This window comes from Defluviimonas salinarum, from assembly GCF_026013545.1.
Classification (GTDB): Bacteria; Pseudomonadota; Alphaproteobacteria; order Rhodobacterales; family Rhodobacteraceae; genus Albidovulum; species Albidovulum salinarum.
On sequence record NZ_JAPDOG010000022.1, the window covers coordinates 56,258 to 70,329 of the forward strand.

Genomic DNA, 14,072 nt, shown 5'->3' on the forward strand with positions numbered 1-14,072 from the left:
CAAAAAATAGTTGATATAGCCATACTGACCGACGGCGGCTCTACGTGATGGCGATGACACGGGGAAGCTTTCGCCGGTCCCGTCGCGTACACGCATACCGCACCGGCGCAGTGGGAAAGGGCCTGCACCCGTTCCGGGCGGACAACCTCTCGGGGCTTTCCGATCGGGGGATCATTTCACCAAGAGATGGTCGAAGCCCCCGGCGTCCCGCAGCGCGATGCAGTTCTCGACGAAGGTTTGCACGATCAGTGGCGGTCGCGCGCTGCCTGGCCGCAGAATGCCGAAGACCTCTGACGCTTTTACGCCTTCGATCGGCAGGACCCGGTAACCAGATTCGCCGGCCCGATAGTCGAAGGGACGAATGTTCAGTAAGCCCACGCCGAACCCGCTCGCGACCAGTGCGCGAAGGATTTCAGACGATCGCGTCGTGTGCACAATATTGAGTGCAAGATCCTCGGATTCGAAAAGCGCGGCATAGGTTTCGCGCGCGCCTGCCAAGTCGAGCATGATGAATGGTCGCGTCAGGAGTTCCGCAAGCGTGGTGCGTGCCGACCCGGCAATCGGATCCGTTGCCGGGACAAGCGCGTACGGTGGCGGGCAAAAGAGGGGCTCCAACACCTGTCCGGGCGCGATGTCGTTAATGTAGCTTAGGGCAAGGTCAGCTTCGCCGGTTTCGATGAACTCCTGGACCTGCTTCATGGTGCCTTCAAGAACCGTGATCGCGACCTCGGGCATCACCTCCGTCATGCTGCGCAAGATCGGCGGAAGAACGGCCGGCGCCGCCGTGCTGTAGCAGGCAATCCTGAGCCGTCCGCGCGCGGTGCCGTCGAGCGACTGCATTTCGGCATCGAAATGCCGCAACCTGTGCAGGAGCCGCCGGATCACCAACATCGCGTCTGATCCCCGGGGCGTGAGGGCGATACCCTTGGCGGGCGTGCGCACGAAAATCTCGTAGCCTAGCGTTTCCTCAAACCCATCAATGGCCGCCGCAATCGAACTGTTCGATATCGCGAGTTCCGCGGCGGCGTTGGCGATCGACCCCAGCCGCGCGGCCGCCTCGACATAGGTGAGTTGCTTCAATGTGTAGTGCATGGCCAGCTATTGGGCAGAAAAATAGGTTTTAATCAACAAATAAATACAGTTTTTGGTTGATTGAATCTAACCTAACTTACCGTCCAGTTCACGAGCGATGGAGAGGGCGCGTGCGGACGACGATCTATTCCGCCAAGAAAATCATAACGATGAACGCCAACCGGCCCAACGTATCACACGTCGCGGTTCGGGGCGGACGGATCCTCGGAGCGGGCACGCTTGCCGAGCTGGAGGGCTGGGGCGACTACGTCTTGGACGAGCGTTTCAAGGATAAGGTCCTGATGCCGGGTTTCGTCGAGGGCCATGGCCATTCAGCAGCGGGCGCACTTTGGGACCATGTCTATGTCGGATGGTTCGATGATGTCGATTCGGATGGAAAGCGATGGTCCGGGCTAAAGTCGGTCGATGACGTCGTCGAGAGGCTGAAACGCGCGGGCGACGAGATGACGGATCAGACCACGCCGGTGATCGGCTGGGGATTCGATCCGATTTATATGTCGAACAAGCGCATTGGCCGCGCCGATCTTGACCGCGTGTCGACGACCCGACCCGTGGTGGTCATGCAGGCTTCCGGCCACATCATGAACGTGAATACCCGTGCGCTGGAATTGGCCGGGATGCTGCGGACCGGGCATACCCATCCCGGTATTCCCCTCGGGGATGACGGGCTGCCGGCCGGCGAGTTGAAGAGCCCGGAAATAATGACGCCCGTCGGTCGGCATTTCGGCCTCGACAGCGTGATGGTCACGGCCAACGAGGCGTCCTTGCGCAACTACGCCCGGCTGTGCGTGCGCGCAGGTGTGACCACGACCACCGACCTTGGTGTGGAACTCGACGACACGTTGCTCGGCCTATACGAAAACGTCACCGGGGAACCCGACTATCCCGTATGTCTGGTGGTGCTGCGCATCGCGTTCGGCGCGACGCCAACCGATCTGGTGGATTATTGTGTCTCGACGCGGAACCGCACCACCGAACGGCTTGATCTCGGCCGGATCAAGGTGATCGCGGACGGATCGATACAGGGTTTTACGGCGCGGCTTCGCTGGCCCGGCTACTACAACGGCGCCGAGAACGGTCTTTGGTACATCGCGCCGTCTCAGCTGGAGCAGATCTACGAACTGGCCCTGATGAAGAACGTACAGGTCCACACCCACACTAATGGCGACGAAGCAACACAGCTTGCCATCGACTGCTTGGGATCGGCGTTGGGCAAGATCGGCAGTGCCGATCACCGGTTCACACTCCAGCACTGTCAACTCGCCTCGACCGCGCAGTTCCGCCAGATGGCAAGCCTGGGCATGTGTGTGAACCTCTTCGCCAACCACCATTTCTACTGGGGCGACGAACATTCCCATCTGACCGTGGGCCCGGAGAGGGCCAAGCGGATGAACGCCTGCCGGACGGCGCTCGAAGCCGGTGTTCCGATGACGATTCACTCCGACGTGCCCGTCACACCCCTCGCCCCGCTCTTCACCGCCTGGGCTGCGGTGAACCGGCTAACGGCGTCCGGCCGCGTTCTGGGCGCGCACCAGTGCATTTCAGTGCACGAGGCCCTGCGGGCCATCACGCTCGGCGCGGCCTACACGCTCAAGCTGGACGATGAGATCGGGTCGATCGAGGTGGGCAAACGCGCCGATTTCGCAGTGCTGGAAGGCGACCCGACAGAAGTCGATCCTATATCGCTAAAAGACGTTCGGGTTTGGGGCACGGTCCAGGGTGGGCGGATCTTTGCCGCGGCCGATATCTGATGCCGCTGCCGGTTACTTTGATCGCGGGGTACCTCGGCTCCGGCAAGACGACGCTTGTCAATTATCTGCTGCGCAATGCGAAGGGATGCAGGCTTGCCGTCCTCGTTAATGATTTTGGGGACTTGCCCATTGATGCCGATTTGATCGAAGCGGACGACGGGACCGTCGTCCAGATTGCCGGAGGCTGTGTCTGCTGTGCCTATGGCGGCAACCTTTCCCGAGCGTTGGCCAGCGTCCTCGAAATGCGGCCGCGCCCTAATCACGTCTTGATCGAGGCGTCCGGCGTATCACTTCCCGGCTCCATCGCAGCAACTGTCGAACTGACGGCAGGATTGTGGTTCAACGGTACGCTCGTTCTGGCCGATGCCGAACAGATCCGACGGAATGCGGCCAGCAGCTACTTGGCGGACACGATCACCCGGCAATTGCGCCAGGGCGATCTTCTGATTCTGACAAAGCCCGATCTCGTCCCTGATGAGGAGCTTGCCGCCACCGCCAATTGGCTGGAAACTATCGCACCGCGGCGGCCGGTTGTACATGCGCAATTCGGCGCCGTGCCAGTGGACGTGGCTCTGGGCAGTTTGTCAGCGCATGGCGCGGGCCCTGCGGACAAGTTCAACGGACACAGTCGGTTTAAGAGCGTGGTCCTGCGGCCGGAACGGCCTGTTGATGCCGAGGCAATGGCGTCCGCGCTTGCCGCCAATCCCGGTGTCGCGCGGGCGAAGGGGTTCGTCCTAACGCCATCGGGCTACGCGCTTCTTCACGTGGTCGGCCCCCGCTACACCGTCGAATCGATTGCGTGCAGCCATCCGATCGGCGTGGTCTGTATCGGGCTTGATGCCGAGCTGGAACTTGATTGCGGCTTTGAATCACAGATTGCGTGACCTCGGAAGCGCTGCTCGCAGGCTCTGATGACGGATTAGTGGCCCGTTACAGACGCACTTGTGCCGAGGCTTCCGCACTGCATGAAGTGGGAGCTTGTACGAGCGTCGGGTGATGCGTGGATCTTACAATCCGGATTTATCAAGGTGATACTCCCTCAGTGAGGTGGTCAGCCATTATGTTTGGGAAAACGGAGGATCGGAATGGCTACGAAGCGGCACAGGCCGGAAGAGATTGTCAGTCTGCATCCGGCATAGGCCGCGGTCAGGCGACTTGTCTGTGCTCCGAAGGTTGCCAAGTCTCAGGGAAGCAGGCCCGGCACGTGGGTGACCGTCATGTCCTGCAACCGGGCGAGGATGTCGGCCAGCCATGCCTGGGGGTCGATGTCGTTCATCTTCGCTGTGACGATCATGGAATACATGTGAGCGGCGCGATCGCCGCCGCGCTCGGAACCGGCGAAGAGGTATGGCTTCCGACCGAGAGCCACGCCCCTCAGCGCCCGTTCGGCAGCGTTGTTCGTCAAGTAGACCCTGCCGTCTTCGAGGAAGCGCGTGAACGCCTCCCTGCAGTCCCTCTTGAACATGTAGCCGATCGCCTTGGCGACTGGGTTGTGCTTCGGCATCCTGTCGCGCTCGGCAAACAGCCAGTCGCGCAGTGCTTCGACGAAAGGATGGGACAGTTGGTGCCTGGTCGCCCGCAGTTTCGCAACCTTCAGGCCGTTGATGCCATGCTCGATGTCGAAAACCGTGTCGATCTGCGCCACGGCTTCCAAGGCGACGGACGCAATGTCATGGGCGGATTTGCCATTAAGAGCGTGGTTCCGTCGCAGATATCCCACGCTGCCGATACGGGCCGTTGGACGGACATGATTATGCTGCGAGCTGGGCGAATTACTCGAAGGCGGAGAGATGGTTCTCTGCGCACCGGCCCTTGGGGATCATGTGTGCCACCTCGATGCCTACCAGGGTCGCGGTAGCTGAATGAGATGCCTTAACGCCCATCATCGAGCCGGTGATGCGTTTGATGAAACGGTGGTCTTGCTCGAGAATAATATTGAGGTAATTGGCCTGCCGATTTCGATCATCCGCCTGGCACCGGTAAATTTCAAGGTCGCGCTGACCGCCTCTGGACCCGCCGGATTGGCGCCGCTCTTGTCGATGACGACCCGATCCGGCACACCGTTCGTGGCGACCGCCCGCCTGCAAAATCTCCGGGCCGCGGCCATATCCCGACGCCCGGAGCGCATGAAATCGAGCGCCTGGCCATTCCGATCCAAGGCGCGGTAGAGGTAGGTCCACTTGCCGCGAACCTTGATGTCGGTTTCGTCCACCCGCCAGGAATTGGCCGTCGGACGCTTCCGCGCCTGAGTCTGTGCGGCGATCAGCGGCGCGAACCTCACCACCCAACGGTTCAGCGTGGAGTCGTCAACCGCGACGCCACGCTCGGCCAGGTTCTCTTCTAGGTCTCGGTAGGAGGCGGAATAGCGGACATAGAAGAACACCGCGCGCAGGATCACGGGCTTCGGGTGGTGCATCCCTTTGAAATCAATCACCATCCTACCCAGCCTGCTCACGCGTTTTGCCCGACCCGATGTTCAGCATCGCCTCTTCCGATGAAAGGCTGAAAGTTTGCGACACTACCTGCCGGCAAGGGACTTGGCGATGCCCGCGTCAATCTCGCGGCTGGCGCCGGTGACGAAGGCCACGCGACCCGTCAGATCAGAAGGATCCTTCATGGTGCTTCCTCTGCATGGATTGCTCCGGGCCTGCGCGGGTGCCAGGTTCGGGGCCGTCAACCGTCAGAGGCTTGGTCTGGCGACACCCGCCACGCGTTTTCTGGACCGGCATGTAGTGGCCAGACCATCCGGCCACATGACCGACGTCGGACGGTTCAAGCCATTTTCGCCATTTCCTCGGTGATGAGCTTGCGCAGCTTGTATTTCTCAACCTTGTTCGTGGGCGTGCGCGGCAGGTCGGCAATGATGCGGACATGGGCCGGGCGCATGTATTTCGGCATCGTGTCGGCGGCGAAATCGTGGATCGCTTTTTCGTCAAGTGCCGCATCCATCGCCACGACGAACACCACGACTTCGTCCTCGTCGCCTTCCCGGCTGGGGACCGACAGGGCCGCGCACATCTGCACGCCGGGATGCTGATTGATCATATCCTCGACCTGGAACGACGAGAGGTTTTCGCCGCGCACGCGGATCCGGTCACCCATCCGGTCGACGAAGTAATACTGTCCATCCTCACCCTGCAAAACCGCATCTCCGGTATGGAACCAAAGATTGCGGAAAGCCGATACGGTGGCCTCGGCCTTGCCCAGATAGCCGTGCATCAGGATGCCGGGCACCCGGGGACGCAGGGCCAGTTGGCCGACGACCTCCGGCGGACAGACCATGTCGTTCTCATCGCGAACCGAGACTTCGACGAACTGCATTGGCTTGCCCATCAGTCCCTTTCGGTTGACCCCGGCACCCGGTTGCAAGAGCATGTCGTGCCGTTGGCAGATCTCACGGATCTGGACGTGCGAGTAGCCACGGTAGAGCTCGGCGGGCGTACCATCACCCTCGGCTGTTTCTTCCATGACCGTCCAAAACGATGCGCCGCTTTCCGTCTGGCCAAAGCCCGAGCTTACGAAGTCGATGCCGAAGCGGGTCGCGAACTCATGGTGCTGCAGCGACAGCGGCTGCATGTGCACCTTGTTCAGAGAGTTCCGACGGTCGTCGTCCCGCGCGGGCTTCTTGGTTAGCCACGGGATCATCACATCCAGCAGAATGGCTGTTGTGGCGCCCCGCTGCTCAATGCGGCCCCAGAACTCATCCGGGCTGAAGCGGTTCCAGGCCGCGACTTCGCAGCCCACCCAAGCCGCGCGGCAGACATTGGCGATGGCGCCGCCGACATGGTACATGGGCAGATCGTTGTAGATGACATCGTCGCGCGTGACCATCGAACTCAGGCCGAAAATGTAGCTGACCATCCAGCGATGAGGCTGCAGCACACCCTTTGCCGGGCCTGTGGTTCCCGAGGTGTAGATCAGGTTGGCCGGATCGTCGAAAACGAGCGAGACACCCGGTGCCGCGCAATCCTGTGTCAGGTCGTCCCAGCCGATCACCGGGAAAAGGGCGTGCGGTTCGGGCGGTTCGGGCAGGTAGTCATGCGCGCCTTCCAGCGCGTTGTAGACTGCGACCGAAGGCTTCTCCTCAAGCGTCTCGGCGACCTCGTTCACCACTGGAAGTAGGTGGCCATCGGTAATCACCAGCTTCGGTTTGGTATCGTTCAGCTGATAGGACAGCAGCCGCCCTGTGAAGGCGAAGTTGATCGGGCAATAGACCGCGCCGGCCTTCCAGATACCGAACATCACCAGCGTGCTGACCAGCACGTTCTTGCTGAGGACGCTGACGCGGTCGCCTTTGTGGATGCCCAGTCGGACAAGGTTGCCGGCGATCGCATCCGAGCGGCGCGCGAAGTCGGCATAGCTGATCGCCATGTCGTCTTCGCCGTAGTAGATAAAGGTCTTTTCGCCGGAAACCTCCGCCCAATGGTCGAGGCGCTCGAACATGAAATCGCCTTGAGCAGTCAGCGCCTCGGTCAGCTTGACTTCAAGTGACGTATCGCGGTTCATTTCATCCTCCCTGAAATATGTCCTTCGATGTTCGGTCAGGGGCGCGGGCCGAAGGCGGGGCGTCCCAGTTGTTCGGGTAGGATCGCGTAGGCGTCCCGCACCCAGTCGCACAGGAGCGCCCGGCTTTCGCGCGGGTCGATCAGGTCCTGGATGCCGAACTTCTCCGCGGTCCGGAATGGCGAGCCGATCTGTTCGAGTTCGCGCGACAGGCGCGCGATTTCGGCGTCACGATCCTGGGTCCGGCTCAGTTCGGTGCGGAACGCGGCCTCAATGCCGCCCTGCTTGGGAAGCGAGCCCCAGGTGCCCGACGGCCAAGACCAGCTGCGCGAGGCCCGGTGACGGTTCACCGCGCCGGCGCCGCCTACACCGAAGACCCGGCGCAGGATCAGTTCGGCCTGCGGGATCCGCGACTGGTAGACGGCGCTGATGGCGCGGGCGCCATAGCGGATCGTGCCGCGCCGCTCGGCCTCAAGCCCGATGGACATGCCGGCCTGATCGGTCAGGCTGACGATGGGCAGATGGAAGGTTTCGCACAGATCCACCAGCCGCGTCATCGCCTGCGCGGCCTCGACCGTCAACGCGGCGCCGCGCATCGGGTCGGTCGAGATGACGCCAACGGGGTGGCCGTCCAGGCGCGCCAGATAGGTGACGACCGAACTGCCGTAATCGGCATAGAGGAAGATTGAGCCTGCGTCGAAGATCGCGTCAAGGATCGGCTGAACATCGTAGGGTTGCCGCAGGTTCCGCGGGATCGCCGAGAGCAGGGCGTCGCCGTCGTGCGGCACCGATGCGCGGGCCTCCCCCACGGGGGGTAGTTGAAACACGTTCTGCGGCAGGTAGGACAGGAAGCGGCGCGTCACATCGATCGCCTCGGCCTCGCTGCCGACGATGCGTTCGATCATGCCGTTCGTGCGATGCACCTCGGTGCCGCCGAGTTCTTCCTTGGTCAGATCCTCATTGGTGGCGCCCAGAACGATCGGCGGGCCCGCGGTAAACACCTGACCCGTGCCGTCGACCATCACGGCGAGGTGGGACATGACCAGCCGCGCGGCCCCGAGCCCGACCGTTGGCCCAAGGCAGGCCGAGACGACCGGCACCAGTGACATCAAGTCGACCACCGCGTCCCAGCCCGGATTGACCGGCAGGTAGTGATAGCCCAACTCCTGCGCGATCTTCACGCTGCCGCCGCCGCTGGCCCCGTCAAGTAGCCGCACCATGGGAAGGCGCATCTCGCGCGCATAGTTTTCCGCGAAGATCTGCTTGGCGTGGATCGCGGCGTCGCCGGAACCCGCGCGGATGGTGAAATCATCCGAGCCGATAACAAGCTTGCGCCCGCCCACACGCGCCGTACCCGCCACGAAATTCGCAGGCAGGATATCGATGAGATTGCCGTCTTCGTCGTATTGGCCAAAGCCGGTCAGGGTACCGATTTCAGAGAAGGTTCCTGCATCCACAAGCTCTTCGATCCGCTCGCGCGCGGTCAGCTTGCCTTGCTGCTTCTGGCGTTCAACTTTCGCGGCACCACCCATCCGCTTCGCAAGCGCGCGGCGGCGGTGGATTTCGTCGACCTCCTCCTGCCAGCCGGGCTCAGGTTCCACAACATCGCGCGGGGCGCTTGCAGAGACGCCCCCAGCATCGGCCGGACGCATGCCGCACAGAAGATCACCCTTGTTGACCGAGTCGCCAACCGACACCGCGAGGGTCTCGACAAGGCAGGTTTCGGGTGCCCGGATCAGATGCTCCATCTTCATCGCTTCGAGGATCATGATCGGGTCGCCCGCGGCAACCACTGCACCCTGCTCGGTCAGAAGCGACATGACAGTGCCTGACATGGGGGCCGCCAATGCAGTTTCACCTTCGCCCAGCTCGAATCTGGCTTTGCGCTGGGTGTCGGAGGCCAACACGCCGCCAGGGAGGGAGGGGGTCTGCCAGTTGGCCGCCTCGGCCAGCAGTTCGGGCAGATGAAGGCCAATCAGTGACGTATTGAACTCACCTGACAGAAAGGCCGGGTGGCGGAGGATGCCTTTCAGAAGGGGCTGGTTCGTGTCCACGCCCCCTATGCCGAATTCCCGCAACGCGGCGGCCGTGTTGACCGCCGCGCGCCCGAAGGTCCGACCGCGTCCGATGACCTTGGCCAAAAGCGAGTCGTAACGCAGACTGGTGCGGTAGCCGGGATAGCCATAGCCGTCGACCCGCACGTTCGGTCCGCCAGGCGGCGTGTAGTTGGTGAGGACACCGGCCTGAGGAATCGGCGCGCCATCAGCGCCGAGCGTTTCCAGATTGACGCGCGCCTGAATGGCAAAGCCGTGTGGGGCAGGGGGCTGATCAAGGCCCAGATCGGTCAGCGTGTCACCCATGGCGATCCGAAGCTGGCTTTGAACCAGGTCGACGCCCGTGATCTCTTCGGTGATGGTGTGCTCGACCTGTAGGCGCGGATTGGCCTCCATGAACCAGAAGTCTTCACCGGAGACGAGAAACTCGATCGTGCAAAGGCCGCGATACCGGACATGCTGCGCAAGGGCGACCGCGGCAGACAACATGCGCTCGCGCAGGGGGGGCGAGAGATGCGGCGCCGGAGCAATCTCGATGACCTTTTGATGGCGCCGCTGAACGGAACAGTCCCGTTCCCAGAGGTGGCACACCGCCCCGGTGCCGTCGCCGATCACCTGCACTTCGATATGGCGGGCATCGGTCAGCAGCTTCTCTACATAGAGGTCGTTGAGACCAAAGGCCTGCATCGCTTCCGAACGGCAGCTTTCGTAGGCCGTGTTCAGCTCCGCGACGGTCCGCACCGCCCGCATCCCGCGTCCGCCGCCGCCCGCCATTGCCTTCAGCATGACGGCGCCATGCGTTTCCGCGAAGGCCCGCGCATCGGCGAGGCTTGTTGGTTCCGACGTGCCGGGCATGACCGGCACGTCGACGGCCCCGGCCAGAACGCGCGCCGTGATCTTGTCGCCGAACTGGTCCAGCACGTCGGCCGTAGGACCGACGAAAATCAACCCGTCATCGGTGCAGCGGCGGGCGAATTCCGCGTTCTCGCTGAGGAAACCGTAGCCCGGATGGACAAGGGTGCAACCGCCGCGCCGGGCGACCTCGAGAACTGCCTCCTGGTCAAGATAGGCGGCCGGTCCGCTGCGGGGCAGCGTGTGGCATTCGTCCATGTAGGAGGTGTGCAGGGATGCGGCATCGTCTTCCGCGCAAATACCGACCGACCGCAACCCGAGCTCGCGCGTGGCGCGGGCAATGCGGATGGCGACTTCCCCGCGATTTGCAATCAAGAGAATGCCCAATGTGACCTCCGTACCTATGTCTTCGCGGCAGGCCGGCTGCCCTTGGGCGTCGCACTCGGTTGCACTTCAGTCGGCGCGGCGCGCACGCCGCGCATGATGAAGCCGATCAGGACGGCGATGACCTCGTCCTTGTCGAGCCGTCCGCCGGGCCGGAACCAGGTGGCCGGCGACTGGGCGGCGCGGATCATCGTGTAGGCTAAAGCAAGGGGATCGACCGGCGCGATTTCGCCCGTGGCGATTCCTTCTTCGATTAGCGCCGCGAGCCGCCGTTCATAGGCGCGCTCGGGTTCGCGGATCTTCGCCAGATGTACGTCCTCAAGCCGGATCGTTCCCGGCGTCAGGATCATGTGGCGCGTCGTCTCATCGAAGCTCTTCTCGATCTGGTTGCGCATTTCGGCCTCCAGCCGGTCGAGAACCGGCCCTGGCCTGTCGCATATCTCTTGTAGACGCTGACCCGCCCCTATCGTCTCTCTCCGCCGCGTCGCGACGATCAGGTCCTGCTTGCTCTTGAACTGGTAATAGAGAATGCCCTTGCTGACGCCCATCTCGGCCGCGATGTCGTTCATCGTGGCGGCTTCATATCCCTTGCGGGCAAATACCCTGCTGGCCGCGATCAAAATCTCCTGCCGCTGGGTTTCGCGCTGCTCCGGGTCGCGTACGACGCTGCCGCGCAAACCGATCTCGGGTGATCCCCGACCTGTCTGACCTGCCGCCCGGACGTTGCGGCGGGCCGATTCGGCTTCGGCCTGGGGAGAGCCCGCAGGGGTGGTCTCAGTTGAAACGCCCTTGGCGTGCTTTCTGGATGCCGGCATCAAACTTCCCTCACCTTTGGTTCAAACGCAGCACGCAACGTCTTCAGTCGGGTCCCGGTCGCGCGCCAACAAGGCCACCGGTCGCTCCCGTCGACGCTTTTGACTTGTTGGTTTATACCGATGAGTATATACCCATTGGTATCGAGTCAAGTTATATCGATGATCGCCACGGGACACGGATGCCCGCAGCTGCGCGTGAGAGAGCCGCGCCGAAAAACGAGACGCACATGTCGCAGATTGTTGACCGGCGGGATCTGGACTTTGTTCTGTTCGAGATGCTCGAGGCCGACCGGCTTGCGGGGCGGAGCCGGTTTTCGGGCTACGAACGCACCGCGATCACCCAGATTCTCGACACGGCCCAAGCGCTCGCAGAGGAGAAGTTTCTGCCCTGCGCGGCCGAGGTCGATTCCAATGAGCCGCGCTTCGTGGACGGGCGCGTGGAACAGCCCGCCGCCACCGGCGCCGCCCTGAGCGCCTGGGCCGAAGCGGGGTTCTTCGCCCTCACCTTCGATGAAGAGGCCGGCGGCCTCAAGCGCCCGCGATCGTTTATTCCGCCGCGACAGGAATGGCGGTGGCTGCGAACACGCCGGTGTCGAACTACGCCTTCCTGACCGTCGCGGCGGCAAACCTGCTGGACGCGTTCGGCTCTGAGGAGCTGAAGGCACGCTTCCTGCCGCCGATGATGGAGGGCCGCTGGTTCGGCACCATGTGCCTGTCCGAACTGCAAGCGGACTCGTCTCTCGGCGACATCCGCACGACGGCCATACCGAAAGGTGACGGAACCTGGTCACTGACGGGCAACAAGATGTGGATCTCGGGCGGGGATCAGGCGATCACGGACAACATCGTTCACATGATGCTGGCGCGGATTCCCGATGCGCCGGCCGGTTCCAAAGGGATATCGCTGTTCCGGGTCCCCAAGATGCTGACCGATGCCGAGGGCGGCGTCACGGCCTCGAACAACGTCGCGCTTGCCGGGCTGAACCACAAGATGGGGCAGCGCGGCACGACCAACTGTCTGCTGAATTTCGGCGAAACTGGCGAAACGCTTGGCTGGATGATCGGTGAACCGAACCGCGGACGGGCCTACATGTTCCAGATGATGAACGAGGCCCGGATCGGGGTCGGCCATGCCGCAACCATGGCCGGTCTGGCGGGATATCTGCACTCAGTCGAATACGCGCGCACGCGGCCGCAGGGGCGCCGGCTGGGCGCGTCCGATCCGGCGGCGCCCCAGGTTCCGATCATCGAGCACACCGATGTACGCCGTATGCTCCTGGCACAGAAGGCCGCCGTCGAAGGGTCACAGGCGCTTTGCATGTTCTGCGCCAAACTGGTCGACGACATCGCCTCCGCGGCCGACCCGACCGAACGCGATCATACGGAAGAGCTTCTGGGCCTGCTGACGCCTGTGGTGAAATCCTGGCCGTCGGAACATTGCCTGGAAGCGAACAAGTGGGCGATCCAGATTCTCGGCGGATCCGGATATACGAGGGACTACCCGCTGGAGCGCCTATACCGGGACAACCGGCTCAACCACATCCACGATGGTACCTTCGGCATTCAGGGGCTGGACCTGGTCGGACGGAAGATCCGCGCCGACGGCGCCCGGACGCTGTGGGCGCTGACCGCCCGTATCCGGCAGGCCGTGACGGACGCACGCCGCTACGACGCATTGACGAGTTCCTGCGACCGCCTCGATGCGGCGCTGGCCACGCTTGACCGGGCCGTCTCAGCCCTTCTCGGCTGCGCCGATCCCGAGCGGTAGATGGCGAATGCGACGGTATTCCTCGATGCGTTCGGGCATGTCGTGATCGGCTGGATCTGGCTGTGGCAAGCCACACTTGCAGAAGCGAAACTTGCCGATCCGCACCTGAGCGCGACTGAGAAACGCTTCTATCTCGGCAAACGGCAGACCTGCCGCTACTTCTGCCTGCACGAACTGCCCCCCGCCGTCACCTGCCTTGCGCTGTGCGAAACCCTCAATTCCGTGGCGCTGAACTGTGGGGCCGACATCTTTAGCGAGTAAGTTCTGATTTGTGTTGCGTTTGCCGGATTCCACAAATCATGAGTAAGATCGAGCATCATGAGATTCGTTCTTGTACCCAACACCGCGGAAGATTTCTGTAGTCGCCTGTCGACTCTTGGCGATCAATCGAAAGCCGTGCGGTACTGGGTGACGAATCTACCGGTCGGGCATGCACGATATTTGCTGGACCTGGCAGCCAAAGACAAACAGAACGACGATCGCTATTACTCGGCGCTAGTGAAGAGCTTCCCGGGCATCGAAGCAGAAGATTTACGCCGCTCTCTGAGTCGGCGTGCCCGTTTCGACAGAGCCTTAATCATGGTCTTATTTTGTACAGCGGCGATACTGATAGCAAGCGCGCTCTATTTGGCACTGAAATAGATTCCCTTGATGACCCGCCACGGCACCGTAAAGTTCACTGACCAAGCCCGATACTGCGGCTGATTGCGATGTTCAGGGGCAGTGTCCCAGGGTGTTCTCTAGGGTCAGGACCCATTGATCTGCTTGAAGCTGCCGCCGCCGGGTGATTCAAGGCTCCAGACTGACGGGGTTGATGATGAGCAATCTTTTCTGGCTGACGGACGAGCAGATG

General features: G+C 62.4%; 10 protein-coding genes and 2 pseudogenes. 6 read left to right on the forward strand and 6 right to left on the reverse strand.

The annotated features are described in order from the left end of the window. Positions 1-171: 171 nt before the first annotated feature. The gene (locus OM960_RS19145) at positions 172-1,092 is read right to left on the reverse strand and encodes a LysR substrate-binding domain-containing protein (protein WP_264773093.1); all 921 of its coding nucleotides are present in this window, start codon (positions 1,090-1,092) and stop codon (positions 172-174) included. Positions 1,093-1,202: 110 nt separating this feature from the next. Between OM960_RS19145 and OM960_RS19150 the strand changes: the two genes are divergently transcribed. Both OM960_RS19150 and OM960_RS19155 read left to right on the forward strand, forming a co-directional pair. Further along, on the forward strand, positions 1,203-2,843 hold the full coding sequence (locus tag OM960_RS19150; protein ID WP_264773094.1) for an amidohydrolase: 1,641 nt from the start codon (positions 1,203-1,205) through the stop codon (positions 2,841-2,843). After that, positions 2,843-3,727, forward strand: a complete 885-nt coding sequence (locus tag OM960_RS19155) for a CobW family GTP-binding protein (protein ID WP_264773095.1) — start codon at positions 2,843-2,845, stop codon at positions 3,725-3,727. The genes OM960_RS19150 and OM960_RS19155 overlap by 1 nt, the downstream gene beginning before the upstream one ends. Before the next feature lie 299 nt (positions 3,728-4,026). Here OM960_RS19155 and OM960_RS19160 read toward each other — a convergent pair. The 5 genes and pseudogenes from OM960_RS19160 to OM960_RS19180 form a co-directional block, all read right to left on the reverse strand. Beyond that, positions 4,027-4,530: pseudogene (locus OM960_RS19160) on the reverse strand (IS66 family transposase); the annotation flags it as partial. A gap of 85 nt (positions 4,531-4,615) precedes the next feature. Continuing rightward, positions 4,616-5,277 (reverse strand): annotated as a pseudogene (locus OM960_RS19165) (IS6 family transposase). A 338-nt stretch (positions 5,278-5,615) separates the two neighbouring features. Further along, positions 5,616-7,349: a class I adenylate-forming enzyme family protein gene (locus OM960_RS19170; RefSeq protein WP_264773096.1), complete on the reverse strand. Its 1,734-nt coding sequence runs from the start codon at positions 7,347-7,349 to the stop codon at positions 5,616-5,618. A gap of 35 nt (positions 7,350-7,384) precedes the next feature. Then, positions 7,385-10,639, reverse strand: coding sequence for a carboxyl transferase domain-containing protein (locus OM960_RS19175; RefSeq protein ID WP_264773097.1), 3,255 nt, complete (start codon positions 10,637-10,639; stop codon positions 7,385-7,387). Positions 10,640-10,653: 14 nt separating this feature from the next. Further along, the gene (locus tag OM960_RS19180) at positions 10,654-11,451 is read right to left on the reverse strand and encodes a TetR/AcrR family transcriptional regulator (protein WP_264773098.1); all 798 of its coding nucleotides are present in this window, start codon (positions 11,449-11,451) and stop codon (positions 10,654-10,656) included. A 179-nt stretch (positions 11,452-11,630) separates the two neighbouring features. Here OM960_RS19180 and OM960_RS19185 point away from each other — a divergent pair, with 179 nt between their 5' ends. The 4 genes from OM960_RS19185 to OM960_RS19200 are packed head-to-tail and all read left to right on the forward strand — an operon-like array spanning position 11,631 to position 13,861. Continuing rightward, a complete protein-coding gene (locus OM960_RS19185; protein ID WP_264773099.1) occupies positions 11,631-12,062 on the forward strand; it encodes an acyl-CoA dehydrogenase N-terminal domain-containing protein in 432 nt (143 codons plus the stop codon). Continuing rightward, positions 12,023-13,219, forward strand: coding sequence for an acyl-CoA dehydrogenase family protein (locus OM960_RS19190; RefSeq protein WP_264773100.1), 1,197 nt, complete (start codon positions 12,023-12,025; stop codon positions 13,217-13,219). The genes OM960_RS19185 and OM960_RS19190 overlap by 40 nt, the downstream gene beginning before the upstream one ends. Beyond that, positions 13,220-13,480, forward strand: coding sequence for an acyl-CoA dehydrogenase C-terminal domain-containing protein (locus tag OM960_RS19195; RefSeq protein ID WP_264773101.1), 261 nt, complete (start codon positions 13,220-13,222; stop codon positions 13,478-13,480). It begins immediately after the preceding gene. Positions 13,481-13,537: 57 nt separating this feature from the next. After that, positions 13,538-13,861, forward strand: a complete 324-nt coding sequence (locus OM960_RS19200; protein WP_264773102.1) for a hypothetical protein — start codon at positions 13,538-13,540, stop codon at positions 13,859-13,861. Positions 13,862-14,072 lie beyond the last annotated feature (211 nt).

Excerpts from the sequence above, each read along its gene's own strand:
- OM960_RS19180 (WP_264773098.1), bottom strand. The coding sequence starts at position 11,451 with ATGCCGGCATCCAGAAAGCACGCCAAGGGCGTTTCAACTGAGACCACC.
- OM960_RS19155 (WP_264773095.1), top strand. The coding sequence starts at position 2,843 with ATGCCGCTGCCGGTTACTTTGATCGCGGGGTACCTCGGCTCCGGCAAG.
- OM960_RS19170 (WP_264773096.1), bottom strand. The coding sequence starts at position 7,349 with ATGAACCGCGATACGTCACTTGAAGTCAAGCTGACCGAGGCGCTGACT.
- OM960_RS19145 (WP_264773093.1), bottom strand. The coding sequence starts at position 1,092 with ATGCACTACACATTGAAGCAACTCACCTATGTCGAGGCGGCCGCGCGG.
- OM960_RS19185 (WP_264773099.1), top strand. The coding sequence starts at position 11,631 with ATGCCCGCAGCTGCGCGTGAGAGAGCCGCGCCGAAAAACGAGACGCAC.
- OM960_RS19195 (WP_264773101.1), top strand. The coding sequence starts at position 13,220 with ATGGCGAATGCGACGGTATTCCTCGATGCGTTCGGGCATGTCGTGATC.
- OM960_RS19200 (WP_264773102.1), top strand. The coding sequence starts at position 13,538 with ATGAGATTCGTTCTTGTACCCAACACCGCGGAAGATTTCTGTAGTCGC.